Below are 23,680 nucleotides of genomic sequence, written 5' to 3' on the forward strand. Positions count from 1 at the left end.
GGACTAAGCCCGCCTGGAAAAAATGACGCATGTGCTGCGACACCACAAAAAGGCTCAGGTAGCAGGCTGTTGCCGGGCAAGGATAGGACGATGAATTGGCTGAAGATCGTGACCGTGGCGGCCATCGCGGGATGGCCTGGCATTGCGCTCGCAAAGGACGCCGTCAGCTGCGGCGGCGCCGCCATGCTGGGTGGCGCGCAATTGAACTGCAGCCACGTCGAACCCCAGGCGCCGCCTCAGTTTTGCACCTATAGCTGGGCTCTCCACATGCCGGCCGGAGACCAGAAAATCGTCGAAGGCAGCTTCATGCTGCCGCCCGGCGCGGCGAACGTAACCGTCTATCAGGGCAGCGGTTTCGACAGCGCGCTGTCCGATCCGATCGTGATCTGCCGCGGCGGCAAATGAGCAAGGCCGTCAAGGAAAGCTCGCTCGTCGCCCGATTGGTGCTATAGGGCGGATCACGCTATTTTGAACGGGCGCATTCGAGTTTCGGATGTGCCTGGCTGCCATTTCTCTGACGGATTTCGACATGGACGGACCCAACCCAGACATCAAGCACCCGATCCCGATGCATACCCGCGTCGGCTTCCTCAAGGGACTGGTGAATGCGCCGAACATCGAGATCGGCGACTTCACCTATTATGACGACCCCGACGGGCCGGATAAATTCGCCGAGAAATGCGTGCTGCACCACTATCCCTTCATCGGCGACAAGCTGATCATCGGTCGGTTCTGCGCCATCGCCGAGGGCGCGCGCTTCATCATGAACGGCGCCAACCATGCTATGTCCGGCTTTTCGACCTATCCGTTCAATATCTTTGGCCATGGCTGGGAAAAGGGTTTTGACCCGGCGACGTGGTCGAAGGAAGTGCGCGGCGACACCATTGTCGGCAGCGACGTCTGGATCGGCATGGAGGCGGTGATCTTGCCCGGGGTGGAAATCGGCCACGGCGCCATCATCGCCGCGAAATCGGTGGTGACGCACGACGTGCCGCCCTATGCGATCGTCGCCGGCAACGCGGCCAAGGTGGTGAAGATGCGTTTCGACAACCGGACAATCAGGCGGCTGCTGGCGGTGGCATGGTGGGACTGGCCGGTGGACAAGGTCAGTCGCAACCTCGATGCTATCCGGGGCGCCGATATTTCTCTTCTGGAGGCAGCAGCTTGAACGCTCTGAACAGCAGCATAATCGGCACCGAACTGTTTACGCGGGGGTGGATCTTCATCCGCGGCGTGCCGGCCATGAAATTCCTGCCGCCGGAAGGGCCGCCGGAAATCGCCTTTGCCGGCCGCTCGAATGTCGGCAAGTCGTCGCTGATCAACGCGCTGGTCAACCAGAAGGGGCTGGCGCGCACCTCCAACACGCCGGGGCGCACGCAGGAGCTCAACTATTTCGTGCCGGACGGATTTTCGGGTGAGGGCGCCGACCTGCCGCCCTTGGCGCTGGTCGACATGCCCGGCTATGGCTATGCCACCGCGCCGAAGGAGAAGGTCGACGAGTGGACCAAGCTGGTCTTCGACTATCTCAAGGGCCGCGTCACGCTGAAGCGCGTCTATGTGCTGATCGACGCCCGCCACGGCATCAAGGCCAAGGACGACGAAGTGCTGTCGCTGCTCGACAAGGCGGCGGTGTCCTACCAGATCGTGCTGACCAAGACCGACAAGATCAAGACTGCCGGCGTGCCGAGGCTGATCGAGGAGACGCTGGCAAAGATCAAGAAGCGGCCGGCGGCGTTCCCGTTCGTGCTGGCCACCTCTTCTGAAAAGGCCGAGGGCCTCCAAGAATTGCAGGCGGCCATCGTGCTTGCCGCCAATGGCGGCTAAGCATCCACAGCTTAGAGCATGGCCTACGGCTTGGCCTCGATAGCAATCGTCTGGTGGCCTTCTTCCGCCACAAGCCTTTCGGTGCCGTATGCCTTGAGGAACATGCTGACGCCTGACCTGACGATGCGGTCGATCTCGTCCTGGGTCGGGGCTTTCGTGCGATAGGCGAAGATGCACTGGCGGAACAGACCGGCCAGGCACAGTTCGGTGAACTGATAGGCGGCAAGATCGACATCGTCGATGCGCAGCAGGTCGCGCTCGATGGCGGCATTGAGAAAGGCCGCGACCTTGTCGTGGCCACGCTTGGGACCGCGCTCGTAAAACCGCGCGCCCATGTCGGGTATCCGGTCGGATGCACCGATCACCGTGCGCTGCGCCTGGATCACCTTGGCCGACGTGATCTTGAGGGCCAGCACCTTGCCGAACTTCACCAGCGTCTCGCGCAGGTTGTCGGCATTGTCCAGCACGTCATACATGTTCTTGAAGATGGTGCCGCGCTCTTCCTCGATCAGCGCTTCGAACAGCTCTTCCTTGTTGGCGAAATAGACGTAGATCGTACCCTTGGAGACACCGGCCTCGCGGGTGATGTCGTTCATCGAGGCGGCTTCGAAGCCCTTGTCGATGAAGACACGACGGGCGCCGTCGATGATCTGGCTGCGCTTGACCGGATCCTGCCCCGCGGCCGGGCGGCCACGACGCATGCTTTCCAACAGGTCGTCGCACGACTCGTTTTCGACATTGGGCGGGGTCTCGGCCATGAAAGTCACACCTCGAAATAATTCGAACCAAGCGGTTCGATTGCCCTTGATATGGTCCTGTTTACGCGCTATGTCAACGGCCGGATCGAACCGAACGGTTCAGTATTATATTATAACTTTAGAGAGATGTCATGTCCTCGAACGCGCCGACCACTGCCGAAGTCCGTCCCTTTCCCAACGCCAAGGTTGCGCCGGCGACGGAAGCCCCGGAAGTGCCTGTCCAGCCTGTCTCGTCGCCACCGGCAGAGGCTTCGGCCAAGAAGAAGCGTTCGGTGCGTTCCTTCCTGCTGCCGGTCATCGGCGCCGCTTTGCTGGGCGCCGGCGCCTGGTATGGTTACGACTACTGGACCACGGGCCGCTTCATGATCTCCACGGACGATGCCTATGTCCAAGCCGACATGGCGTTCATCTCGCCCAAGATTTCCGGCTATGTCGATCAGGTCAAGGTCAGCGAGAACCAGCAGGTCAAGGCCGGCGATCCGCTGCTCGTCGTCGATGACGGCGATTACAAGATTGCCGTCGCCCAGGCCGAGGCGCAGATCGCCACCTTGAGCAAGACGCTCGACCGTATCGACGCCCAGACTGAAGCAGCGCGCGCCTCGCTGCAGCAGGCGCAGGCGCAGAAGGTCGCCGATCAGGCCGCCGCCGACAATGCGGCCAAGGTCGCGGCGCGCGCCTCGCAACTGCTCAAGACCCATGTCGGCACGCAGGCGCAGCTGGACGACGCCCAGACGGCGGTCCAGCAGGCCGATGCCGCCCTTGTCGGCGCCGACGCACAGATCGCCGCCGCGCAGGCCAATATCGGCGTGCTGCAGGCGCAACGCGCGGAATCGGCGAGCACGCTGGCGTCCCTGCAGCTCAGCCATGACAAGGCGCTGCGCGATCTTTCCTTCACCGTGCTCAAGGCGCCTTATGACGGCATCGTCGGCAACCGCTCGGTCGAACAGGGCGACCTTGTCAGCCCCGGCCAGAAGCTCGCCGTCATCGTGCCGATGGACAAGCTCTACATCGTCGCCAACTTCAAGGAGACGCAGCTTGCCCGGCTGGTGCCCGGAGAGAAGGTGAAGATCTCGGTCGATGCGACCGACGGCCAGGACTTCGAGGGAACCGTCTCGTCGCTGGCGCCGGCTTCGGGTGCCGTGTTCTCGCTGCTGCCGCCCGAAAACGCCACCGGCAACTTCACCAAGGTCGTGCAGCGCGTTCCGGTCCGTATCGATGTGCCGGCAGATGTCCTGAAGAGCGGCAAACTGCGCGCCGGCCTGAGCGTCATCGTCGACGTCGACAGCCGTACCGCCCCATCCGGGTCGGCATCAGCGGCAGCGTCGAACTGAGCGGCTGCCGGGGAGCAATGCCATGGCAACCGCAACCCTGACAGCAGGAGCACCGCCGGCGAGGCCGGCTGTGCCTGACACCATTTCGACGCGGCGCGTCATCGCCTTCCTGGCGATGGTGTTCGGCATGTTCATGGCCATCCTCGACATCCAGATCGTTTCCGCCTCGCTGTCGGAAATCCAGGCCGGCCTGAGCGCCAGCTCCGACGAAATCCCGTGGGTGCAGACCGCCTATCTGATCGCCGAAGTGGTGATGATCCCGCTGTCGGGCTTCCTCAGCCGGATGCTGTCGACGCGGGTGCTGTTCACGATCTCGGCGGCGGGCTTCACCGCGGCCAGTGCGCTGGCGGCGACTGCCACCAACATCGACCAGATGATTGTCTACCGCGCCGTCCAGGGCTTCATCGGCGGCGGCATGATACCGAGCGTCTTCGCCGCTGCCTTCACCATCTTCCCGCCCTCGCGCCGCGCCTTCGTCTCGCCGATGATCGGCCTGGTGGCGACGTTGGCGCCGACCATCGGCCCGACTGTCGGCGGCTATATCAGCCATGCTATGTCCTGGCACTGGCTGTTCCTGGTCAATGTCGTGCCCGGCATCCTGGTGACAGCGGCGGCCTGGACGCTGATCGACTTCGATAAGCCCAACCTCAAGCTGTTCAGCAAGTTCGACTGGTGGGGCCTCGCCGGCATGGCGGCTTTCCTGGGCTGCATGGAATATGTGCTCGAGGAAGGCCCCAACAATGACTGGCTGCAGGACCAGGGCGTCTTCATCTGCGCCATTGTCATGACCATCGGCGCGGTGCTGTTCTTCTGGCGGGTGTTCACCGCCGAGGAGCCGATCGTCGACCTGAAGGCCTTCACCAACATCAACTTCGCCTTCGGCTCGCTGTTCTCCTTCGTCATCGGCATCGGCCTTTACGGCCTGACCTATCTCTACCCGGTGTATCTCGGGCGCATCCGCGGCTACGATTCGATGATGATCGGCGAGGCGCTGTTCGTCAGCGGCCTGGCCATGTTCTTCACCGCGCCGATCTCGGGCATCCTGTCGAACAAGATGGACCCGCGGCTGATGATGATGATCGGCTTCTTCGGCTTCGCCACCGGCACCTGGTGGATGACGCATCTGACCGCCGACTGGGATTTCAACGAGCTGCTCATCCCGCAGATCCTGCGCGGCTGTTCGATGATGCTGTGCATGGTGCCGATCAACAACATCGCGCTCGGCACCTTGCCGCCCGAGCGGCTGAAGAATGCGTCCGGCCTGTTCAATCTCACCCGCAACCTTGGCGGTGCGGTTGGCCTCGCACTGATCAACACCGTGCTGATCGACCGCAATGCCTTCCACTACGCAAGGCTCTCCGAGCATGTGCAATGGGGCAGTGAAGCCGCGCAGACCAAGCTGCAGAACATGACGCTCAATTTCGAGCAAACCCCCGGCCTGGACGCGACAAGTGCCGCCATCTCCAAGCTGTCGGGCATGGTCCAGCAGCAGGCGGCGCTGCTGTCCTTCATGGATGTGTTCTTCATGCTGACGGTGCTGTTTGCGACGCTTGGCCTGTTCACCATGTTGATCCGCAAGCCGGCCGCGGCGGCGGGTGGAGGTGGTGGCGGCGGCCACTGATACCGGAGCAATTCCAGGAAAAGTGTAAGGCGGTTTTCCGTCAGGAATTGCGACAAGACAGAGATACGTGGGCAGCTGTTTCGGGAAGCTCCTCCAGTCCACGCCCGAAAAAGCTCTGACCGCGCAAAAAACTCCGGGCCGCAAGCCCGGAGTTTTTCATATCCAGTTGGAATTTGTCAGGCTGTGGCGGGCTTGAAGGTCAGCGCGACGCCGTTGATGCAGTGGCGCAGGCCGGTCGGCGCCGGACCGTCGTCGAAGACGTGGCCGAGATGGCCGCCGCAGCGGCGGCAATGCGCCTCGGTGCGCGTCATGCCGAGCGAGCGGTCCACGGTCGTGCCGATAGCCTTGGGGATCTCTTGCCAGAAGCTCGGCCAGCCGGTGCCGGAATCGAATTTCGTCTCCGACGAATAGACCGGCAGGTCGCAGCCGGCACAGGCGAAGATGCCCTTACGGTGTTCGTTGAGCAGCGGGCTGGTGCCGGGATACTCCGTGCCTTCCTTGCGCAGCACGTCGAAGGCGGCCGGCGACAGGATGGCTTTCCACTCGGCGTCGGTCTTGGTGACTTCGAATTTTTCGGCGGCCTGTGCTGCCTGCGGATCGCCCATGCGCAGCATCGTTGCTGCGGCCCCGACGACGCCGATGGCGGCGGCACCGCTCAAAAGAAAGTCGCGACGGTTCATGACCGGTTCCTCCTGATGTCCTTTTGCCAAACTATACCGCCGCGCGGAAATCAAAAGCCGGTGACGGTAGCCCCCTCGAACGAACACTCCGCGCCCTCCCACATCCGAATATGGGCGGCGCGGAGTGCGCGGGTCAATTGCGGATCACGGGAGCGGGATCGTGCAATCGACGGAGGGCCCTTGCTGCCAGTTCGCCGGCAGCAATCCCCTTGTTACATCTTCGGCAAAAGAACCTTGTCGATGACGTGGATGACGCCATTGGACTGTTCGACATCGGCGATCGTCACATTGGCGACATTGCCGTTCTCGTCGGTGACGGTGACCTTGCCGCCGTCGGCCTTGAGCGACAGCTCGCAGCCGCCGACCGTCTTGACCTTGTGGGCGCCGCCGTCAGCCTTGGCCATCGCGGCGACATCCGCCCCCATCGCCTTGGCGCCGATGACATGGCAGGTCAGGATCTTGGTGAGCTTGTCCTTGTTTTCAGGCTTGAGCAGCGTCTCGACCGTCCCGGCCGGAAGAGCCGCGAAGGCTTCGTTGGTCGGAGCGAACACGGTGAACGGACCGGCGCCCTGCAGCGTTTCGACAAGGCCGGCGGCCTTCACGGCGGCGACCAGCGTGGTGTGGTCCTTCGAGTTCACGGCGTTCTCGACGATGTTTTTGTTAGCATACATCGCGGCGCCGCCAACCATCGGGTTTTCGGCATAGGCGGCGGTGGCAAGGGCCGAAACGGCGATCGTACCGGCGAGCAAAAGGGTGGCGTATCTGCGCATGATGTCAAACTCCTCGGGTTTTCTCTTCCCATTTTTGGGGACGCGAGGAGATACGGAACAGAAGTGCGGGAGTTTCAGAAATATTCTTATTTTTTATTTTGCCCGGGATGCCGAAGAGATTTTGCCACGCAACGGCTTGCCGGCTACCATGCTGTCTACGGGCGTGGAAGGTGGGAGATACACTTCAGGTACTCTATTTTGAGTCTGGCGACGCCAAGAGCCGGTCAGATGCTCTTCAAGTCGCCGGCGGCGACCACCGGTCCGGTCGGCTGTCCGGTCGGCGAACCGCCTGACGGCTCAAGGCTGACGGCAAGCACCGCGCCCTGGGCAAGCTTCTGCTGGGCCGCCGGCGAGACGACGATGTGCGCCGTAGCACCGGTCGGAATGACGCCCATCGAGACCGGCGGGTTCTTGCCCTCGATCATCCACAGCTCGAAGTCCTTGCCGGAAGCACGCTCACCGGAGACATGCGACAGGCCGACTTCGTGATGCGCGGCATCATAGACGGCGAGGTATCTGACGTCGCTGCCTTCGGCGGCCAGCGAAGCGACGAGGCGCGCTTGCGGCTGCTCGACCGGTGGGTTGAGAGTGGGCACGAGGATGTAAATCGCCAGTGCCGCAACCGCAGCCGCGGCAAGGCCGCGCCAGAAAGCGAGGCTGGACCACAGGCCGCCGCGCGATTCGGCGGGCGTGGTCACGGCGGCAGCGTTCGCGAACAGCCGGCGGTCGACCGAGGCCTTCACCGAAACCGGCGGCTCGATTTTCGGGTAGGCGGCGGCCAGCGGCGAGAGACTGACCTCCCATCCCTCGACAAGACGAGCAAAAACCGTATCCGCATCGATGCGGCGGGCGACGATCTGGCGTTCGTCGGCATCGAGCACGCCGAGAACGTATTCGGCGGCGAGCAGGTCGTCGCCTCCACGTTCCGGTCCTGTGTCTTCTGCCAGCGTCATCTTTCCAGACATTCTCTGAGTTTCAACAGGCTGCGGCGCAGCCATGTACGCATCGTGTTCAGCGGCACGCCATGGCGCTCCGCCAGTTCGGCATAGCTCTCGCCCTTGAGATAGGCGCCCCGGACGGCGGCTGCCCGGTCCTTCTCCAACTCATCGAGACAATGGTGGATACGTTCGGATTCGTCGCCCGCCACCGCCATCGCTTCAGGCCCCGGCGCCGGATCGGCCACGTCGAGCGCGGCATCGATGTCGGCGGCAGGCCTGCGCCGCGCTCGTATGCGATCGATCGCATGATTACGCGCAATTGCCACCAGCCAGGAGATCGGGCTTAGATCGGAGACGGCAAAACGATCCGCCTTCGTCCATATCTTGACGAAGACTTCCTGTAGCGCTTCTTCCGCATCTCCCCGGTCGTTCAATACACGAAGACAGACGCCAAAAAGTTTCGCGCTGGTCTGCCGGTAAAGCAGATCGAACGCGGCCCGATCCTTCATCGAAGTCCGGACGATCAGCTTGGTGATGTCCTGCGGCGTCATCTGCGGCAAGTTAGGCGATTGCAATGTATTTGCAACGGCGGAAATAACCTTGTGCACGCCTAAGCTTTTGTGTGTCGCCAGCCGGGTCCGTCGACCGATTGCCAATGGAATCGCCACTGGCTAGCTTGCCCTCAGTGATGGGGGAGCGCGCATGTCGGTCGAACGGATCCTTTGGGAAGAAGATGCCGCGGGCCTCGCCGATCTGGTCCGCAAGGGCGAGGTTTCGGCCGTCGAGCTGACCGACGCCGCGATTGCCCGCGCCGAGGCCACCCGTCCCGACATCAATGCCACGGCCGAACCGCTCTACGATGCCGCGCGGGCCCGCGCCAAGACCGTCGACCCCTCGCTGCCGCTGGCCGGTGTTCCCTTCGCCATCAAGGATCTCGGCATCGCCATCAGGGGCGTGCCGACGCATGGCGGCAGCCGCATTCCGGCATGGCTGGCCGATGTCAATTCGGTGCTGACCGACCGCTACATCGCTGCCGGACTTATCCCGATCGTCACCTCGACATCGCCGGAGCACGGGCTTCGATTGATGACCGAATCCAGGGCCTTCGGCATCACCCGCAATCCGTGGAACACCGGTCACACCAGCGGCGGCTCGTCGGGTGGTGCGGCTGCACTGGTCGCCGCCGGCGTCGTGCCGGTGGCGCATGCCTCCGATGGCGGCGGCTCGATCCGCGTGCCTGCCGCCTGCACCGGGCTTGTCGGCCTGAAGACGTCGCGCGGCCGCACCCCGCTGACGCCGCTGGTGAGCGAAAGCTGGTACGGCATGGTCGTCGACCATGCGCTCACCCGTTCGGTGCGTGATTGCGCGCTGCTGCTCGACCTCACCCATGGGTCCGATCCTCTGTCGCCCTATGCCGCGCCGCCGCCGAAGGGCACGTTCGCGGCCGCTGCCGCGCGCGATCCCGGCAAGCTCAGCCTGGCCGTGTACCGCAAATCCCCGCTTGGCCTGCCGATCTCGGACGAGACGCTCAAGGCGCTCGACACGGCGATGGCGCTTGCCCGCGAGGGCGGCCACACGGTCAAGGAGATCGACCTACCCTTTATCGGCCGCGAGTTCTTCGCCGATTTCTGCAGGACGGTTGCCTCCGCAGTCGCCGGCACGATGCGGGCCGAAGCGCTGCGTGTCGGCCGTTCAGTTACCGGCGACATCGAGCGGGCGACGCGGGTGCTCGCCCGCTTCGGCGAAATGGTGTCGGCCGGCGAGACCTATGCCGACCTGCAGCGGCTGCATGCCGCCTCGCGGCAGCTGATTTCGGAGACCGTGCAGTACGACGCCGTGCTGATGCCGGTCATTGCCCACCCGCCGCTCGCCTGCGGCGCCATGGATCCGAAAGGCGCCGACGAGTTCATCGAAAACCTGCTCGACAAGCTTCACCTCACTCCCTTGCTGAAGCTGAAGCCATTCTTCGGCCAACTGATGGACAAGAGCCTCTGGTTCACCCATTGGCCGGCGATCCAGAATGTCAGCGGCCAGCCGTCGATCGCGCTGCCGGTCCATGTCACTGACGCCGGCATGCCGCTCGGCGTCCAGGCGGCCGGCCGTCCGGGCGACGAGGAGACGCTTTTGTCGCTCGCCGCGCAGATGGAGAAGATCTCGGGTTGGCTGGACCGCAGGGCGCCGCTGATGGTGCCGACACGATGACGAGGTCGTGAAGCGCTTGAATATGACAGCAAAGCCATTTGCGGGCGGCGCCAATTCCCGCTAAGACGCCGCCGTCCTTACCTGATGCATGTCGCCCAAAAGTGTCCAGCGGTTTTGGGACAGCGACGTGCTTAAAATAAAAAGCCGGGAACCAAGCCGATGACGGAAATAACCGCCACCGCCGAAATGCAGGCAGCCCTGTTGTCGCGGGCGCTGCCCTACATGCAGCGCTACGAACACAAGACGGTCGTGGTGAAATATGGCGGCCATGCCATGGGCGACATCGAGCTTGGCAAGGCCTTCGCGCGCGACATCGCGCTGCTCAAGCAGTCCGGCGTCAACCCGATCGTCGTCCATGGCGGCGGCCCGCAGATCGGCGCCATGCTGGCCAAGATGGGCATCGAATCCAAGTTCGAGGGCGGCCTGCGCGTCACCGACCAGAAGACGGTCGAGATCGTCGAAATGGTGCTGGCCGGTTCGATCAACAAGGAGATCGTCGCGCTGATCAATGCCGAGGGCGAATGGGCGATCGGTCTCTGCGGCAAGGACGGCAACATGGTGTTCGCCGAAAAGGCCCGCAAGACCATGATCGACCCGGACTCCAACATCGAGCGCGTGCTCGATCTCGGCTTCGTCGGCGAGCCGGTCGAGGTCGACCGCACCTTGCTCGATCTTCTGGCACGCTCCGAAATGATCCCGGTGCTGGCGCCGGTGGCGCCAGGCCGCGACGGCCACACCTACAACATCAATGCCGACCCCTTCGCCGGCGCCATTGCCGGCGCCTGCCAGGCGACGCGCCTGCTGTTCCTCACCGACGTGCCTGGTGTGCTCGACAAGAACAAGAAGCTGATCGACGAACTGACCGTGGCCGAGGCCAAGGCGCTGATCAAGGACGGCACGGTCTCGGGCGGCATGATCCCCAAGGTGGAGACCTGCATCGAAGCGATCGAACGCGGTGTCGAAGGCGTCGTCATCCTCAACGGCAAGACGCCGCATGCCGTGCTGTTGGAACTGTTCACCGAGCACGGTGCCGGCACGCTGATCGTGCCTTGATGGGCTCGTCAGCCGGCTAACTTTTTCGCCTCGGAATCTTCAATATTGCCGATGATGGGAATGGCGGGCTTTCTGGCCGGCCGTGAAACCGTCATCGATTCCTCCTCGGCGTCCTGCGGCGCGCCCCAGAATTCAGCCAGCGTCGGGCCGTCTTTCACCCTGACGTCGCGGACCAGAAAACCCCAGACCTCGCGGAACCAGACGCGGCGGCCCATCTGTGTGTACCAGCGCATCGAATGCCGCTGCTCGGGATCCTTGTGTAACAGGATGCGGGCCAGCGCCTTCGGCCGTGATTGCACCGCCAGCTCGATCAGCTTGACGCTGAAGAACAGCATCCAGGGTTTCAGCCGCGTCATCTGCAGCACCTGGTGCTTGTAATCCCACAAGCGCGCATCCTGCTGGATCACCTTGCGATCCCGCGCGATGCGGAAGAACGGCGTCCAGCGATGCGGCGTCACATAGAGCGCCTGGATCTGGTCGGGGTCATAGGCGATGAGCTGGCGAAAGCCGCGCCACAGATCGCGGAACCCTTCGTCCTCGAAGCCGGCCACCCAGGTCGCCATCGACAGGATGCCGTTGAGGCGCAGCAGCCTTATCGCCTCGCGGTCGGATGAGATGCTGCCGCCCTTGCGGATCAATTGCAGCGTCTGCTCGTCGGTGTTTTCCATGCCGAGCAGCCAGCGGATGACACCGGCCTTGCGGTAGAGATGCAGGATGTCGGCATCGCGCACGATGTCGTCGGCACGGGTCGAACCGACGATCAGCACCGGCACGTTCTCGGCGATAAGGGCGTCGAGGAAGGCACGCCAGGCCTTCTTCGAGACCGTCGGATTCTCGTCGGCGAGATTGATCAGTTCGATGCCGTGCTCGCGGTGCAGCCAGGCGATCTCCCTGGCGAATTTCACCGGATCGCGATGCCGCCAGCGGGTCCAGAAGCCGCGCTGGCCGCAATAGTTGCACAGATGCGGGCAGCCGCGCGAAAACTGCATGACCACGGCGCGCTTGCCGCCCCAGTAGCTGTAACTGGTATGGTCGATCAGCTCCCAGCCGACGCGGTAGGCGTCGAGGTCGGCAATGGTCATGGCCGCCTGTGTGGCGACGGGACGGCCGAGATCGTCGCGATAGGCAATGCCGGCCACGCTCGCCGGCGGCTGGCGCATTTCCAGCGCCTCGACCAGCGCCACGACGGTCGCCTCGCCCTCGCCGCGCACGATGAAGTCGAAGGCATCGGTGGCGGCCAGGATGTCGCGCCAATGATAGGTCGGGAAAACGCCGCCATAGATGATGATGGTCGCCGGCTCCCGCTGCTTGATCTGCTCAGCAATCAGCAAGGCGGTCGGGTGCGCCGAGGTCGAGCCGGAATGGCCGATCAGGACGAAGTCGGGGTGGTCCTCCAGTGCGTTGCGTACGACGTCATCCAGCGGCATAGGCCCAAACTCGGCGTCGACGAGGCGCACCTGATGGCCGGCATCGATCAGCGGCCCGCCGATCGCCAGCAGGCCGAGCGGCGGCAAATGATCGTCGGGCACGCGGCTGCCGATGGCGGTGTGCGGCGGATTGATCAGGACGATTTTCATGGCGGACCTCTGGGCGGTTGGTCCGCGCAAGCTGGCCGGCGATGTGGACACGCGCTTGGCCCGTTTCAGCAGTTTGCGTGCAGCTTTTCCCCAAGGAGTGCGAAGAGAGGCATTGTCATCGCCTGAGATGCCCGAGCGGCACATGGCCCGGCCCCTTGATGTTCTGCAGCACCAACTGCGTGTGGACGTCGCGCACGCCGTCGAGCCGCATCAGCCGGTGCATAACGAAGGCGTTGAGTTCGTCGACCGACGGCACCATGACATGCAGCAGAAAGTCATGGTCGCCAGTCATCGTCCAGCACGAGGACACCTCGTCCATGCGCTGCACGGCGGCGATGAAGCTTTCGGGCGAGCCGTCGCTGTGGCTGACCAGGCGCACCTGGATGAACACCTCGACCATCAGGCCGACCGCGCGGCGGCTGATCACCGCGGCAAAACCCTTGATGATGCCGGCCTCCTGCAGCGCCTCGAAGCGCCGCGCGCACGGCGTCGTCGACAGGCCGATCTCTTGCGCCAGTTCGGAAACCGGCTTGCGCCCGTCGCGCTGCAGGATATCGAGCATCTTGATCTCGAAATCGTCGAACTGAGGCATTTTCACTCCACTAGAGGGTTTTGTGAGTGGATGTTATCTCGAATATTCCGTTCGAGCCATCATCAAAACCGATTTGCCTCGGCAAATCCGGGTAGCCTTTTCGGCACGTCAGCCATTGATGATTTGCGAGGAGAAAAACCATGACGACGATGAGCGTTGCCGAATATGCCCGCGACTGCGCGGCGCAAGGATTGCGCGGCGACTATTCGGTCTGCCGTGCCGATTTCACCGTGTCGCAGGGTTATGATTACAGCGAAGAAGAGCAGGCGGTGTGGCGCACGCTGTGCGACCGCCAGACCAAATTGACGCGCAAGCTCGCCCACCATTCCTATCTCGACGGCGTCGAAAAACTTGGCCTGCTCGACCGTATTCCCGATTTCGACGAGGTCAGCGCCAAGCTGCGCAAATTGACCGGCTGGGAGATCGTCGCGGTGCCCGGTCTCATTCCCGCGGCCCCGTTTTTCGATCATCTCGCCGATCGCCGCTTCCCGGTCACCAACTGGCTGCGGACGAGGCAGGAGCTCGACTACATTGTCGAGCCCGACATGTTCCATGATTTCTTCGGCCACGTGCCGGCGCTGTCGCAACCGGTGTTCGCCGACTTCATGCAGATGTATGGCGAGAAGGCCGGCGACATCATCGCGCTGGGCGGCGACGAGATGATTTCCAGGCTCTACTGGTACACGGCCGAATACGGCTTGATGCAGGAGGCCGGCCAGCCGCTAAAGGCCTTTGGCGCCGGCCTGATGTCGTCGTTTACCGAGCTGCAGTTCGCGGTCGAAGGCAATGACGCCCACCACGTGCCCTTCGACCTCGAAACGGTGATGCGCACCGGCTACGAGATCGACAAGTTCCAGCGCGCCTATTTCGTGCTGCCGTCCTTCGACGCCTTGCGCGATGCCTTCCAGACCGCCGATTTCGCGGCGATCGTCGCCCGACGCAAGGACCAGCCGGCGCTCGACCCGGCGACGTTATAGTGCAGAACCGTCAGGCGGTGACCACCTTGCTCAGATGCTCGCCCAGCCGGCAGGCCAGCGCGGTGATCGTCGTCGTCGGGTTGCATTGGCCCGACGTGCAGAACACCGAGGAGCCGCCGACATAGAGATTGTCCATGCCGTGCACCTTGCAGTTGGCGTCGACCACGCTCTTGCTGACGTCGGTGCCCATGCGCGTGCCGCCCATGTGATGATGGCCCGCCGTCTCGTCGTTGGTCGGATAATCCTGACCATTGCTGATCCAGTCGGCAATACGCACGCGGCCGAGATTCTTCTCGATCAGCGTCATGCCGAACAGTCTGAGCCCTTCGAGCAGGGTGCGGCGCTCCATTTCCGATTTCTTCCAGTGCAATTCGATGCGTGGCACGCCGGCATGGTCGACATCGGTCTTCGACAACTCGATCTGGTTGGAGGCCAGCGGCGCCTGTTCCCAGGCGACGTAGAGCTGGGCGGCGCAGCGCAGTCTCTGACTGAGCTTGGAGGACATCCACTCGGCCATGTCGGGTGCCGTGCAGGCGAGGTCGGCGATAAGGCTCTTGACGCCGGGATACGGCGTCTCGATCAGCCGGATGCCGAAATTCATGATCTGCAGCCGCTCCATGGCGGCAAGGGCCGGCGAGAAGAAGGCCTCATTGACGGCGTCGACCTCGAACGCGTTGTAGTCGGCCAGGATCGCGTTGCCGCCCTCGAAGGTCGGATGCTCCATCCAGTAGCGGCCAAGCGCCGTCGCATTCGGCACGACGCCGCCGTTCGAACGCTGGTTCGACCACAGAAGCAGCCGCGAATTCTCCAGCCCGCCGGTGCAGACGATGAAATAGTCGGCACTGAAGGAGCCGGCATCCTGCCCGTTCGACCACAGTCTGGCGCCCGTCACACGTTTGCCGTCGCCGGAAAGTTCGGTGGCACAAGTGTTGAGCACCACCGCGATGTTCTTGGCCTTGTCGAGTTCATCGCCGAACTTCTCGGCGAAGCGCACGGCCGGGCTCTTGATCAGCTGCACCCAGTGAATGTCGTCCGAGATCGGCACATCTGGCCGGAGGGCCGGAAGGTCGAGAATGTCGCGCACTTCCGGCAGATAGGGTTCGATGTCGGTGCGGCGGATCGGCCAGCCCGTATCGGGTACCCAGGCCTTCGGCTCGAAATCCTGCTTGTCGAGCACGCGGCACCAGCCGGCCCAGTGGTTGGAACTGCCGCCCATCAACCGCAGCCGGGTTATGTCGAGATCGAAATAAAAATCGCCGACCGTGCTGCCACGGTAAAAGTCCTGCGACTCGTCGCTGAATTCGCGCGGACCGGCCTCCATCACCACCACCGGAATGCCGGCCGCGCCAAGCTTGCGGGCAATGGTCGTGCCGGCCGGACCGGAGCCTAGGATGCACACTTTTGGGGTGAAGTTCGCGGCGCGATACGCCTCGTAGCTGTCGAAGATCATGCCAGGTCGCTCCGCCTCAGAATCCAGCCATTGACCTCGACGATCTCGTTCGGGTTGGGCTCAGGATCGGCTGCATCGGCATCAGGCAACTTGCGGAACAAAGACAGGGCAGGCAATGCGATCAACGCCTGCACGAGCGCGCGGCGTGACATTTTCTTGATGATGAAACTCATGGCTGGTCTCTCGGCTGGGCTTCGGCACTGCATGGCGTTCCCAGAACGGCAATTCCCGGAACGACACATGCATCACCGTGGAAGCCAGTATCGTGCCAAGTCTGGCCGCAAAGCAGTGAAAACCCGGCTAAGCGGTACAACCGAGTGCAAACAGGGTTAGAATTTTCTTAACAGGCCGGTTGCTGCAGATCGGATCACGCCGCCTCGGAAATGCCGGTGTCGATGATCGTCAGGTTACGGCCCTGGTGCTTGGCCTGGTAGAGGCGCCGGTCGGCGGCGCGCATCAGCTCCGACACACTGGCTTCCTCGCCGCAGACAGTGCCGCCGATGCTGACCGTGAGCGGAATGGTCCGCTCGTCGACGGGCCGGAAGCGGATCAGCTCCACTTCGCGGCGAATTCGCTCGGCGACGCGCTTGGCCTCCTGCTCGGTGGCGCCGATCAGGAAGGCGCCGAACTCCTCGCCGCCGATGCGGCCGAGCACATCGCCGCTGCGCACGCCGCGCTGGATCGCGCTGGCGATCAAAAGCAGCGCGTCATCACCTGTCAGGTGGCCAAAATTGTCGTTAATGGTCTTGAAGTGGTCGGCATCGATGATCAGCAGCGCGCCGCGATCGGACTTGCGGCGCGAACCGTCGAGCGCGGCAAAGAAACTTTCCCGGTTGAGCATGCCGGTCATGTCGTCGCGGCTCGCCTTTTCCGCCAGGCGGCGATGCGCGGCGGCGAGCTGGGCATGGGCTCGGGCGAGATCGCGATGCGCGTTTTTCAGCCTGTCGCTTTGCCAGAAAGTGCTTGCGCTGGCAGCCCACGCCAGCACCAGCGGACAGAGGGTGGAGGTCAGCCAGATCGTGCGGTTGACCGGAAATCCCATGGCCGGAACGATGATCAGGGTCAGCAGGAGAGAGGCCGCGACTGAGGCGAAAGCAACGGCGGCGGATCTCAGAATTATGCTGTTCATCGCTTGCTCCCACAAGACTGCCTCTCTGCCAGCAAGCCCTAAAGGCCACCTTTCCCAGATGCCTAAAATTTGAATCGTGAGGCGATTTACGCAACCTCAACGAGCAGAAGTTGTGGATAAAGTCGCTTCCGGAATGCGCGTTTCATGCCATAAGGAGCCCATGACCACGCTCCCTGACCCCGCCCGCTTCGCCCATGTCACCGACTGGGTTTTCGATCTCGACAACACGCTCTATCCGCATCATTCGAATCTGTTCTCGCAGATCGACGTCAAGATGACCGCCTATGTCGGCGAGCTGCTGGCATTGCCGCGCGACGATGCGCGCAAGTTGCAGAAGGAACTCTACCGCGAATATGGCACGACGCTGAACGGCCTGATGACACGTCATGGCATCGACCCCGATGATTTCCTCGAGAAGGTCCACGACATCGACTATTCATGGCTGGTGCCAGACCCCGTTCTCGGCACCGCCATCCGCCAGCTTCCGGGCCGCAAGTTCATCTTCACCAATGGCGACCGCAGGCACGCCGAGCGCACCGCGCGCCAACTCGGCATCCTCGACCATTTCGACGACATCTTCGACATCGTCGCCGCCGGGCTCAATCCCAAGCCGGCGCGCCAGACCTACGAGAAGTTCGCTGAACTCCACGCCGTCACCGGCCACAATGCGGTGATGTTCGAAGACCTTGCCCGCAACCTGTCGGTGCCGAAGTCGCTCGGCATGACCACGGTGCTTATCGTGCCGCGCAATTTCGAGCCGACCTTTGCCGAGATCTGGGAGCGCGACCCGACCAACGAGGACGACGTCGATTTCGTCACCGACGACCTGGCGGGGTTTCTGACGGCGATTGTGGAGGGGGAAGGAAGAGGGGAATTGAAGAATTGAAGAATTGAAGAATTGAAGAATTGAAGAATGAAGGACGGTCTCGCAGATTCCCCCAGTTCCCGAGTTCCCCAGTTCTTCAATTCGTCAGCTCTTCAATTCCCCACTCCCCTACTCCCCTAACTTGTAGAACCGGCTGATGATCCCCCAGGCTTCGTCGGCGGTGTCGACGAAGTCGATGATGTCCTGATCGCCGGGGCTGATCGTGCCCTGCTCGGCGAGAAAATCGAGATTGATCGCCCGCTTCCAGAAGGATTTGCCGAACAGGATCACCGGCACGCGCTCCATGCGCCCTGTCTGGATCAGGGTCAGCGTCTCGAAGAATTCATCCATCGTGCCGAAGCCGCCCGGAAACACCGCGACCGCCTTGGCGCGCATGACGAAATGCATCTTGCGGATAGCAAAATAATGGAAGTTGAAGCAGAGCTCCGGCGTCACATAGATGTTCGGCGCCTGCTCGTGCGGCAGGACGATGTTGAGGCCGATCGACGGCGCGCCGACATCGTCGGCGCCGCGGTTTCCCGCTTCCATCACGCCGGGCCCGCCACCGGTCACCACGACATATTCGCGGTAATAGGAGGTGGCCGACTGCTGCGAGCAGAGGCGGGCGAATTTCCGCGCCTCCTCATAGTATTTGCTGTTTTCCTCGAGGTTCTTCTTCTGCGTCTCGTTCTTGGCCGCCCAGGCCTCGCCGCCGGGTTCCGGCAGGCGCGCGCCGCCGAACAGGATCACCGTCGAACGGATGCCGCGTTCGGCCAGGATCATTTCCGGTTTCAGGAGTTCAAGCTGCAGCCGGACCGCGCGCAACTCGCGCCGCGTCATGAAGTCGGGATCGTTCCAGGCGAGCCGGTAGGTTTCGGCACGCGTCTGCGGCGTATCCGGCACACTCTTCGACCGCTCCAGATCCTCGTCCGAATGCGGCAGTGGCGTCCAGCCCGCCTTTTCCATAGGTGTCATATGCTCTACCCGTCCAAATTCTTCACTTGCGCCGCCCCATGACGCAGCCGCGATTGACCCTCACCAAGGCTTCACATAAGCAGGTTCCGCAAAAGTGTCCCGCGGTTTTGTGACAAGAACCTGCTACATGCGAAGATCCAGGCAGGCAAAGCCTGCCAAGGGGTCCGCGCGACTTTCAAAACAGGTTAAGGCGTTGCCCCTTAACAGCTTGGTAATGGAGCGAATTCATGTCGAAGCCCGATCTGGCGAGCCTCGAAAAGACCATCGAGAAGGCCTTCGAGGAACGCGACGCGATTTCGACGGCAACGCGCGGCGAAACGCGCGACGCCATCCAGTCGGCGCTCGATCTGCTCGACCGCGGCGCCGTCCGCGTCGCCGAGCGGCAGGCCGACGGCAAGTGGCATGTCAACCAGTGGCTGAAGAAGGCCGTGCTGTTGTCGTTCCGGCTCAACCCGATGGAGATCATCAAGGGGGGACCCGGCGAGGCGGTGTGGTGGGACAAGGTGCCGTCGAAGTTCGACGGCTGGAGTGCCGTCGATTTCGAAAAGGCGGGCTTCCGAGCCGTGCCGTCGTCGGTCGTGCGCCGTTCGGCCTATGTCGCACCGGGCGCCGTGCTGATGCCGTCCTTCGTCAATGTCGGCGCGTATGTCGACAGCGGCACCATGGTCGACACCTGGGCCTCGGTCGGCTCCTGCGCCCAGATCGGTAAGAACGTGCATCTGTCCGGCGGCGTCGGCATCGGCGGCGTGCTGGAGCCGATGCAGGCCGGCCCGACCATCATCGAGGACAATTGTTTTATCGGCGCGCGTTCGGAAGTGGTCGAGGGCTGCATCGTGCGCGAAGGCTCGGTGCTCGGCATGGGCGTCTTCATCGGCCAGTCGACCAAGATCGTCGACCGCGCCACCGGCGAGATCTTCTATGGCGAAGTGCCGCCGAATTCCGTCGTCGTCGCCGGAACGATGCCGGGCAAGCCCTTTCCGAACGGCGAGCCGGGTCCCAACCTCTACTGCGCCGTCATCGTCAAGCGTGTCGACGCCAAGACCCGCTCCAAAACCTCGATCAACGAATTGCTGCGCGATTGATCTTTGCGCAAAGCGAGCGCACCTTCCGCCGGCGCGACAATCGGTCGCGCTGGTTCAAGATGGAGGGGTGACATGGACTGGAAGTATCTGCTCACAAGTTTTGATGGTCGCATCAACCGTGGCAAGTTCTGGGCCGCGATTGGCGTTTTCATCGTCATTGGTATCGTTGCCTTCATTCTCGATGCGATCCTCGGTACACGTCTCACCACCGCCAGTGGCGCCCAGATCGGCATCATCGGCATTCTCATCGCTCTGGCCTCGATCTATTTCGCGCTCGCAGTCTACGCCAAGCGCTGGCATGATCGCGGCAAGTCGGGCTGGTGGAGCCTGATCATGCTGGTGCCGCTCATCGGCCCGATCTGGTTTCTGGTGGAATGCGGCATTCTCGAAGGCGCCAGAGGCGCCAATCAATATGGACCGGACCCGCTTGCCTGACAGATCAGATCTCACCTGGCTTTTCTTCAAAACCTCGGGCCGCGTCAGTCGCGCGGCCTATTTTCTTGGCGGGTTGCTCGTCGCCATCATCCAGGCCTTCCCGCTCTACCGCTTCACGCTGGTGCCGGAAGGCTCGGCCGAGAGCAACATGTGGTCGTTCATCTTCTTCGTCGCCTTCATCGCCTCGCTGTGGTCGAACATCGCGCTGGCGGTGAAGCGGCTGCACGATTTGGACAAGCCGGGCATTGCCGCGCTGATCCTGTTCGTGCCGGTGGTCTCGATCGTCGCCTTCCTTGTGTTGTGCCTGTTTCCAGGGCAGCCTGGACCCAACCGCTATGGCCGGCGCACCAACGAGCCGGAACAATCCTGAGGGCCGATCGGACATGCGCTACCGCACGCTTGATCCGAAACTGATCGTCGAAACCGCCGAGCGGCTGGAAGAGCGGATCGCCGACCGTTTCCCCGAAGCGGGATTGCGTGGCGTCGCCGCCGAACTGGTCTCGCTGTCGCGAGATCTGGCCAAGGCGGCCAAGGTGCTCGAAGCACCGATCTGGTGGCTGCGCGGGCTCATCGTCGCCGCCTTCGTCACGGGTGTGCTGGTGTTCCTGTTCGTCGGTACCATCTTGCCGATCGACCGCATTTCGGGGACCCACGATGCCCTGCAGTCGGTGCAAGGCATAGAGGCTTCGATCAACACCGTCATACTCGCTGTGTTGGGCTTGCTTGCTCTGATCCGCACCGAGGAGCGCATCAAGCGCAAAAGGGTGTTTCGCCAGCTGCACGGCCTGCGTTCGCTGATCCATGTCATCGACATGCACCAGCTGACCAAGGATCCGGCAGCCCTTTCGGCCGATTTCAAGCCGACGGCGCACTCGCCGGCCCGCATCACCAATGCCGCCGACCTGGCGCGTTACCTCGACTATTGCTCCGAAATGCTGTCGATCACGGGCAAGATCGCCGCATTGTTCGCACAGTCGGTCAATGACGACGTGGTCATCGACGGCGTCAACGACATCGAGAACCTGGCATCCAACCTGTCGCGGAAAATCTGGCAGAAGATCACGTTGATCGACGGCCGGCCGGTGCAACAACCTGCTCCGGCGCCAGGCCCGGCGAGCCAAGCCGCTCCGCTTCCGCCGCGCGCACCAAAGCGGTGACCCGCTGAACCGTCGGCACGGGCGTGCCGGCCTTCCCCGCCAGCTGCAAGATGGCGCCTTGCAGGTCGTCGATCTCTGTCGGCCGGCCGCGCTGAAGATCGTCCCACATCGACGAGCGCGCCTGCAGGTCGATCGCCAGCAAGCGCCGCGCCAGCAGCTTGAACAGCCAGTCCGGCAGCCTGAGCACCTTCGGCAGCAACGCCGGCGGCAGGCCGGCGATCCGCGCCGGCTCGATGCCGGACGCTCTCATTGCTCTCAGGGCCTCGTTGATCTGGCTGGCCAGGATCAGCCGCCAGCGCCGATCGGCCAGTTCGGTCGCCAGCGGCAGGCCGGAAAGCGCCACCAGCGCGTTGTTCAAATTCATCAGCAGCTTGCCCCACAGCACGGCTTTCATGTCGCCATGGGCTTCGACCGCAAACCCTTCGACGCCAAGCAGGCCGACCAGGCCGGCGGCGCCATCCTCGCCCATTACCGTGCCGTCGCTGGCGCGGTGAACGCGCAGCGGCAGTTCGCCGTCCGGCGACTGCACCACATTGAACGGCACCATGCCGGCCAGCACCGTACGTCCGGCAAGTTCAGCGCGCAGCCTGTCGGCATTGTCGACGCCGTTCTGCAGGCTGATCACCACGGCGTCGGGCCGGGCATGGGCTTTGATAAGATCCGCCATATCCTGGGTGGCGCCGCTCTTGACCGTGACCAGGATCACGTCCGCCAGCGGCAAAGCGGCGGCCGGATCGACGGTGACGACAAGCGCCTCGGGCTTGATCGAGCGATCGCGGCCCTGGAAGTCGCTGACCCGCAATCCACCCTGCCGCAACGCTGCCTCGATGCGCGGCCGAGCCAGCAGAATGACCTCTCGGTTGGCCAGCGCCAGGCAGCCGCCGGCATAGCAGCCGATGCTGCCGGCACCGGCTATGACGATCCTTCTGTCCTTGTCTGCCATCCTGTCCCGCGCCGGGTCGGAGCTATACGACATGAAAACCATAATATCGGCGGCATCGCCAGCCATGACGCTGGCCCCTATGTCTGGCCGTGACAGGCCCTGCGCTTTCGACTATCGCTTTTGCCATGACGCTGCCGACCGATCCCGCCGAAAACCTCGCCGCCCTTATCCGTTGCGCTTCGGTGACGCCCGCTGAGGGCGGTGCGCTGACCGCGCTGGAGACGATGCTCAAACCGCTCGGCTTCCGGGTCGATCGGCCGGTGTTTTCCGAAGACGGCACTCCCGATATCGAAAACCTCTATGCAAGGCGCTCCGGCAATGGCCCGCATCTGATGTTCGCCGGACACACCGACGTGGTGCCTGTCGGCGACGAAGCCGCCTGGACGCATCCGCCTTTCGCCGCCGAGATCGCCAATGGCGAGATGTATGGCCGCGGCGCCGTCGACATGAAGGGCGGCATTGCCTGTTTCATCGCCGCCCTGGCGCGCCATGTCGAGGCCAATGGTGGTCCGAAAGGGTCGGTCTCGCTGCTGATCACCGGCGACGAGGAAGGCCCGGCCATCAACGGCACGGTGAAGCTGCTCGAATGGGCGGCTTCGCGGGGCGAGAAATGGGATGCCTCTGTCGTCGGCGAGCCGACCAATCCGGACGCTCTCGGCGACATGATCAAGATCGGCCGCCGCGGTTCGATGTCCGGCGCGGTCACCGTCAATGGCCGCCAGGGCCATGTCGCCTATCCCCTGCTTGCCGACAACCCGGTGCGCGGGCTGATGAGCCTGGTCGACGCCTTGCTGCATCCGGTTTTCGACAAGGGGACCAGGGACTTCCAGCCGACCAATCTGGAGATCACCTCCATCGATGTCGGCAACCCCGCCACCAATGTCATTGCGGCCAAAGCGACCGCGACCTTCAACATCCGCTTCAACGACACCTGGACGGACGAGACCCTGCAGGCCGAGATCCACAACCGGCTCGACCAGGCGGCCAGGCGCAGGAAGTACCGGCAGGGCAAGAAGACGCCGGTCGACTACGAGCTCGTCTGGCGCGACCGGCCGAGCCATGTCTTCCTGACCCGCGACGACAGGCTGATCGAAACGCTGCGCGGCTCGATCAAGTCGGCGGTCGGCAAGGAGCCGACGCTGTCGACCTCCGGTGGAACGTCCGACGCGCGTTTCATCAAGGACTATTGTCCGGTGGTCGAGTTCGGGCTGGTCGGCAAGACAATGCATATGGTCGACGAGCGCGTCGCCATTGCCGATTTGGAAACGCTGACGCAAATCTACCAGCGCTTCATAGAAGACTGGTTCGGACAGGGCTGAAC

26 protein-coding genes are annotated in these 23,680 nt (G+C 63.1%); 14 read left to right on the plus strand and 12 right to left on the minus strand.

The genetic code is table 11. From position 1 onward, the window contains the following. The first annotated feature begins 90 nt into the window (after positions 1-90). The 3 genes from EOB80_RS13625 to yihA all read left to right on the plus strand — a co-directional run bounded on the left by EOB80_RS13625 (position 91) and on the right by yihA (position 1,824). Positions 91-405 (plus strand): hypothetical protein, encoded by a 315-nt coding sequence (locus EOB80_RS13625; RefSeq protein WP_127328115.1) that lies wholly within the window; start codon positions 91-93, stop codon positions 403-405. 124 nt (positions 406-529) lie between these two features. Beyond that, on the plus strand, positions 530-1,168 hold the full coding sequence (locus EOB80_RS13630; RefSeq protein WP_164762607.1) for a CatB-related O-acetyltransferase: 639 nt from the start codon (positions 530-532) through the stop codon (positions 1,166-1,168). Next, positions 1,165-1,824 carry a ribosome biogenesis GTP-binding protein YihA/YsxC gene (gene yihA, locus EOB80_RS13635; RefSeq protein WP_024502094.1) on the plus strand — a complete coding sequence of 220 codons (660 nt, stop codon included), beginning with the start codon at positions 1,165-1,167 and terminating at the stop codon, positions 1,822-1,824. The genes EOB80_RS13630 and yihA overlap by 4 nt, the downstream gene beginning before the upstream one ends. Before the next feature lie 23 nt (positions 1,825-1,847). Here the strand turns inward: yihA and EOB80_RS13640 are convergent, their stop codons facing one another. Continuing rightward, positions 1,848-2,582: a TetR/AcrR family transcriptional regulator gene (locus EOB80_RS13640; protein WP_127328119.1), complete on the minus strand. Its 735-nt coding sequence runs from the start codon at positions 2,580-2,582 to the stop codon at positions 1,848-1,850. 131 nt (positions 2,583-2,713) lie between these two features. On the opposite strand from EOB80_RS13640, the gene EOB80_RS13645 reads away from it, so the two are divergent. Together EOB80_RS13645 and EOB80_RS13650 are read left to right on the plus strand one after the other, a co-directional pair. Then, on the plus strand, positions 2,714-3,913 hold the full coding sequence (locus EOB80_RS13645) for an HlyD family secretion protein (RefSeq protein WP_127328121.1): 1,200 nt from the start codon (positions 2,714-2,716) through the stop codon (positions 3,911-3,913). A 22-nt stretch (positions 3,914-3,935) separates the two neighbouring features. Beyond that, complete coding sequence (locus EOB80_RS13650; protein WP_127267221.1) at positions 3,936-5,534, plus strand: DHA2 family efflux MFS transporter permease subunit; 1,599 nt, start codon at positions 3,936-3,938, stop codon at positions 5,532-5,534. A 176-nt stretch (positions 5,535-5,710) separates the two neighbouring features. Here the strand turns inward: EOB80_RS13650 and msrB are convergent, their stop codons facing one another. The 4 genes from msrB to EOB80_RS13670 form a co-directional block, all read right to left on the minus strand. After that, positions 5,711-6,214, minus strand: coding sequence for a peptide-methionine (R)-S-oxide reductase MsrB (msrB, locus tag EOB80_RS13655; RefSeq protein ID WP_127267220.1), 504 nt, complete (start codon positions 6,212-6,214; stop codon positions 5,711-5,713). A 212-nt stretch (positions 6,215-6,426) separates the two neighbouring features. Beyond that, positions 6,427-6,984 carry a fasciclin domain-containing protein gene (locus EOB80_RS13660; protein ID WP_027040113.1) on the minus strand — a complete coding sequence of 186 codons (558 nt, stop codon included), beginning with the start codon at positions 6,982-6,984 and terminating at the stop codon, positions 6,427-6,429. 224 nt (positions 6,985-7,208) lie between these two features. Beyond that, positions 7,209-7,937: an anti-sigma factor gene (locus tag EOB80_RS13665; RefSeq protein WP_127328123.1), complete on the minus strand. Its 729-nt coding sequence runs from the start codon at positions 7,935-7,937 to the stop codon at positions 7,209-7,211. Continuing rightward, the gene (locus EOB80_RS13670; protein ID WP_127267227.1) at positions 7,934-8,473 is read right to left on the minus strand and encodes a sigma-70 family RNA polymerase sigma factor; all 540 of its coding nucleotides are present in this window, start codon (positions 8,471-8,473) and stop codon (positions 7,934-7,936) included. The genes EOB80_RS13665 and EOB80_RS13670 overlap by 4 nt, the downstream gene beginning before the upstream one ends. Positions 8,474-8,624: 151 nt before the next feature. Between EOB80_RS13670 and EOB80_RS13675 the strand changes: the two genes are divergently transcribed. Continuing rightward, a complete protein-coding gene (locus EOB80_RS13675) occupies positions 8,625-10,124 on the plus strand; it encodes an amidase (protein ID WP_127328125.1) in 1,500 nt (499 codons plus the stop codon). 159 nt (positions 10,125-10,283) lie between these two features. Continuing rightward, on the plus strand, positions 10,284-11,177 hold the full coding sequence (gene argB, locus EOB80_RS13680) for an acetylglutamate kinase (protein ID WP_127328127.1): 894 nt from the start codon (positions 10,284-10,286) through the stop codon (positions 11,175-11,177). Between the two features lie 8 nt (positions 11,178-11,185). Here the strand turns inward: argB and bchE are convergent, their stop codons facing one another. Then, complete coding sequence (gene bchE / locus EOB80_RS13685) at positions 11,186-12,754, minus strand: magnesium-protoporphyrin IX monomethyl ester anaerobic oxidative cyclase (protein ID WP_127328129.1); 1,569 nt, start codon at positions 12,752-12,754, stop codon at positions 11,186-11,188. A 115-nt stretch (positions 12,755-12,869) separates the two neighbouring features. Then, positions 12,870-13,346, minus strand: coding sequence for an Lrp/AsnC family transcriptional regulator (locus EOB80_RS13690; protein WP_127328131.1), 477 nt, complete (start codon positions 13,344-13,346; stop codon positions 12,870-12,872). Between the two features lie 140 nt (positions 13,347-13,486). Here EOB80_RS13690 and phhA point away from each other — a divergent pair, with 140 nt between their 5' ends. Further along, positions 13,487-14,323 carry a phenylalanine 4-monooxygenase gene (phhA, locus tag EOB80_RS13695; protein ID WP_127328133.1) on the plus strand — a complete coding sequence of 279 codons (837 nt, stop codon included), beginning with the start codon at positions 13,487-13,489 and terminating at the stop codon, positions 14,321-14,323. Between the two features lie 10 nt (positions 14,324-14,333). On the opposite strand, the gene EOB80_RS13700 is transcribed toward phhA, so the two are convergent. The 3 genes from EOB80_RS13700 to EOB80_RS13710 all read right to left on the minus strand — a co-directional run bounded on the left by EOB80_RS13700 (position 14,334) and on the right by EOB80_RS13710 (position 16,902). Next, positions 14,334-15,773, minus strand: a complete 1,440-nt coding sequence (locus EOB80_RS13700; RefSeq protein WP_127328135.1) for a GMC family oxidoreductase — start codon at positions 15,771-15,773, stop codon at positions 14,334-14,336. Then, positions 15,770-15,946 (minus strand): hypothetical protein, encoded by a 177-nt coding sequence (locus EOB80_RS13705; protein ID WP_127269433.1) that lies wholly within the window; start codon positions 15,944-15,946, stop codon positions 15,770-15,772. The genes EOB80_RS13700 and EOB80_RS13705 overlap by 4 nt, the downstream gene beginning before the upstream one ends. Positions 15,947-16,140: 194 nt before the next feature. Continuing rightward, the gene (locus EOB80_RS13710) at positions 16,141-16,902 is read right to left on the minus strand and encodes a GGDEF domain-containing protein (protein WP_127269432.1); all 762 of its coding nucleotides are present in this window, start codon (positions 16,900-16,902) and stop codon (positions 16,141-16,143) included. Positions 16,903-17,062: 160 nt separating this feature from the next. Here EOB80_RS13710 and EOB80_RS13715 point away from each other — a divergent pair, with 160 nt between their 5' ends. Next, positions 17,063-17,788 carry a pyrimidine 5'-nucleotidase gene (locus EOB80_RS13715; protein ID WP_127272323.1) on the plus strand — a complete coding sequence of 242 codons (726 nt, stop codon included), beginning with the start codon at positions 17,063-17,065 and terminating at the stop codon, positions 17,786-17,788. Between the two features lie 108 nt (positions 17,789-17,896). Here the strand turns inward: EOB80_RS13715 and EOB80_RS13720 are convergent, their stop codons facing one another. Next, on the minus strand, positions 17,897-18,742 hold the full coding sequence (locus tag EOB80_RS13720) for an LOG family protein (RefSeq protein WP_023810769.1): 846 nt from the start codon (positions 18,740-18,742) through the stop codon (positions 17,897-17,899). Between the two features lie 227 nt (positions 18,743-18,969). Between EOB80_RS13720 and dapD the strand changes: the two genes are divergently transcribed. From dapD to EOB80_RS13740, 4 genes are all read left to right on the plus strand, one after another. Beyond that, positions 18,970-19,824, plus strand: coding sequence for a 2,3,4,5-tetrahydropyridine-2,6-dicarboxylate N-succinyltransferase (dapD, locus tag EOB80_RS13725; protein ID WP_127269742.1), 855 nt, complete (start codon positions 18,970-18,972; stop codon positions 19,822-19,824). A gap of 72 nt (positions 19,825-19,896) precedes the next feature. Beyond that, entirely contained in the window at positions 19,897-20,259 is a 363-nt protein-coding gene (locus EOB80_RS13730; protein ID WP_127318322.1) for a DUF805 domain-containing protein, read from the plus strand. After that, complete coding sequence (locus EOB80_RS13735) at positions 20,252-20,629, plus strand: DUF805 domain-containing protein (protein WP_023810766.1); 378 nt, start codon at positions 20,252-20,254, stop codon at positions 20,627-20,629. The genes EOB80_RS13730 and EOB80_RS13735 overlap by 8 nt, the downstream gene beginning before the upstream one ends. 13 nt (positions 20,630-20,642) lie before the next feature. Then, on the plus strand, positions 20,643-21,416 hold the full coding sequence (locus EOB80_RS13740; protein ID WP_127318320.1) for a hypothetical protein: 774 nt from the start codon (positions 20,643-20,645) through the stop codon (positions 21,414-21,416). Here EOB80_RS13740 and EOB80_RS13745 read toward each other — a convergent pair. Beyond that, on the minus strand, positions 21,319-22,359 hold the full coding sequence (locus EOB80_RS13745) for a 2-dehydropantoate 2-reductase (RefSeq protein ID WP_127328189.1): 1,041 nt from the start codon (positions 22,357-22,359) through the stop codon (positions 21,319-21,321). The two genes, EOB80_RS13740 and EOB80_RS13745, sit on opposite strands and share 98 nt — an antisense overlap. A 125-nt stretch (positions 22,360-22,484) precedes the next feature. Here EOB80_RS13745 and dapE point away from each other — a divergent pair, with 125 nt between their 5' ends. After that, entirely contained in the window at positions 22,485-23,678 is a 1,194-nt protein-coding gene (gene dapE, locus EOB80_RS13750; RefSeq protein ID WP_127328137.1) for a succinyl-diaminopimelate desuccinylase, read from the plus strand. Positions 23,679-23,680 lie beyond the last annotated feature (2 nt).

This window comes from Mesorhizobium sp. M7A.F.Ca.MR.245.00.0.0 (assembly GCF_003997415.1).
In the GTDB taxonomy this organism is placed as follows: Bacteria; Pseudomonadota; Alphaproteobacteria; order Rhizobiales; family Rhizobiaceae; genus Mesorhizobium.

Bases quoted from the DNA above. Each gene is read 5' to 3' on its own strand.
- EOB80_RS13625 (WP_127328115.1), top strand. From the start codon at position 91: ATGAATTGGCTGAAGATCGTGACCGTGGCGGCCATCGCGGGATGGCCT.
- EOB80_RS13630 (WP_164762607.1), top strand. From the start codon at position 530: ATGGACGGACCCAACCCAGACATCAAGCACCCGATCCCGATGCATACC.
- EOB80_RS13640 (WP_127328119.1), bottom strand. From the start codon at position 2,582: ATGGCCGAGACCCCGCCCAATGTCGAAAACGAGTCGTGCGACGACCTG.
- EOB80_RS13645 (WP_127328121.1), top strand. From the start codon at position 2,714: ATGTCCTCGAACGCGCCGACCACTGCCGAAGTCCGTCCCTTTCCCAAC.
- EOB80_RS13650 (WP_127267221.1), top strand. From the start codon at position 3,936: ATGGCAACCGCAACCCTGACAGCAGGAGCACCGCCGGCGAGGCCGGCT.
- msrB (WP_127267220.1), bottom strand. From the start codon at position 6,214: ATGAACCGTCGCGACTTTCTTTTGAGCGGTGCCGCCGCCATCGGCGTC.
- EOB80_RS13660 (WP_027040113.1), bottom strand. From the start codon at position 6,984: ATGCGCAGATACGCCACCCTTTTGCTCGCCGGTACGATCGCCGTTTCG.
- EOB80_RS13665 (WP_127328123.1), bottom strand. From the start codon at position 7,937: ATGACGCTGGCAGAAGACACAGGACCGGAACGTGGAGGCGACGACCTG.
- EOB80_RS13670 (WP_127267227.1), bottom strand. From the start codon at position 8,473: ATGACGCCGCAGGACATCACCAAGCTGATCGTCCGGACTTCGATGAAG.
- EOB80_RS13675 (WP_127328125.1), top strand. From the start codon at position 8,625: ATGTCGGTCGAACGGATCCTTTGGGAAGAAGATGCCGCGGGCCTCGCC.
- argB (WP_127328127.1), top strand. From the start codon at position 10,284: ATGACGGAAATAACCGCCACCGCCGAAATGCAGGCAGCCCTGTTGTCG.
- bchE (WP_127328129.1), bottom strand. From the start codon at position 12,754: ATGAAAATCGTCCTGATCAATCCGCCGCACACCGCCATCGGCAGCCGC.
- EOB80_RS13690 (WP_127328131.1), bottom strand. From the start codon at position 13,346: ATGCCTCAGTTCGACGATTTCGAGATCAAGATGCTCGATATCCTGCAG.
- phhA (WP_127328133.1), top strand. From the start codon at position 13,487: ATGACGACGATGAGCGTTGCCGAATATGCCCGCGACTGCGCGGCGCAA.
- EOB80_RS13700 (WP_127328135.1), bottom strand. From the start codon at position 15,773: ATGATCTTCGACAGCTACGAGGCGTATCGCGCCGCGAACTTCACCCCA.
- EOB80_RS13705 (WP_127269433.1), bottom strand. From the start codon at position 15,946: ATGAGTTTCATCATCAAGAAAATGTCACGCCGCGCGCTCGTGCAGGCG.
- EOB80_RS13710 (WP_127269432.1), bottom strand. From the start codon at position 16,902: ATGAACAGCATAATTCTGAGATCCGCCGCCGTTGCTTTCGCCTCAGTC.
- EOB80_RS13715 (WP_127272323.1), top strand. From the start codon at position 17,063: ATGACCACGCTCCCTGACCCCGCCCGCTTCGCCCATGTCACCGACTGG.
- EOB80_RS13720 (WP_023810769.1), bottom strand. From the start codon at position 18,742: ATGACACCTATGGAAAAGGCGGGCTGGACGCCACTGCCGCATTCGGAC.
- dapD (WP_127269742.1), top strand. From the start codon at position 18,970: ATGTCGAAGCCCGATCTGGCGAGCCTCGAAAAGACCATCGAGAAGGCC.
- EOB80_RS13730 (WP_127318322.1), top strand. From the start codon at position 19,897: ATGGACTGGAAGTATCTGCTCACAAGTTTTGATGGTCGCATCAACCGT.
- EOB80_RS13740 (WP_127318320.1), top strand. From the start codon at position 20,643: ATGCGCTACCGCACGCTTGATCCGAAACTGATCGTCGAAACCGCCGAG.
- EOB80_RS13745 (WP_127328189.1), bottom strand. From the start codon at position 22,359: ATGGCAGACAAGGACAGAAGGATCGTCATAGCCGGTGCCGGCAGCATC.
- dapE (WP_127328137.1), top strand. From the start codon at position 22,485: ATGACGCTGCCGACCGATCCCGCCGAAAACCTCGCCGCCCTTATCCGT.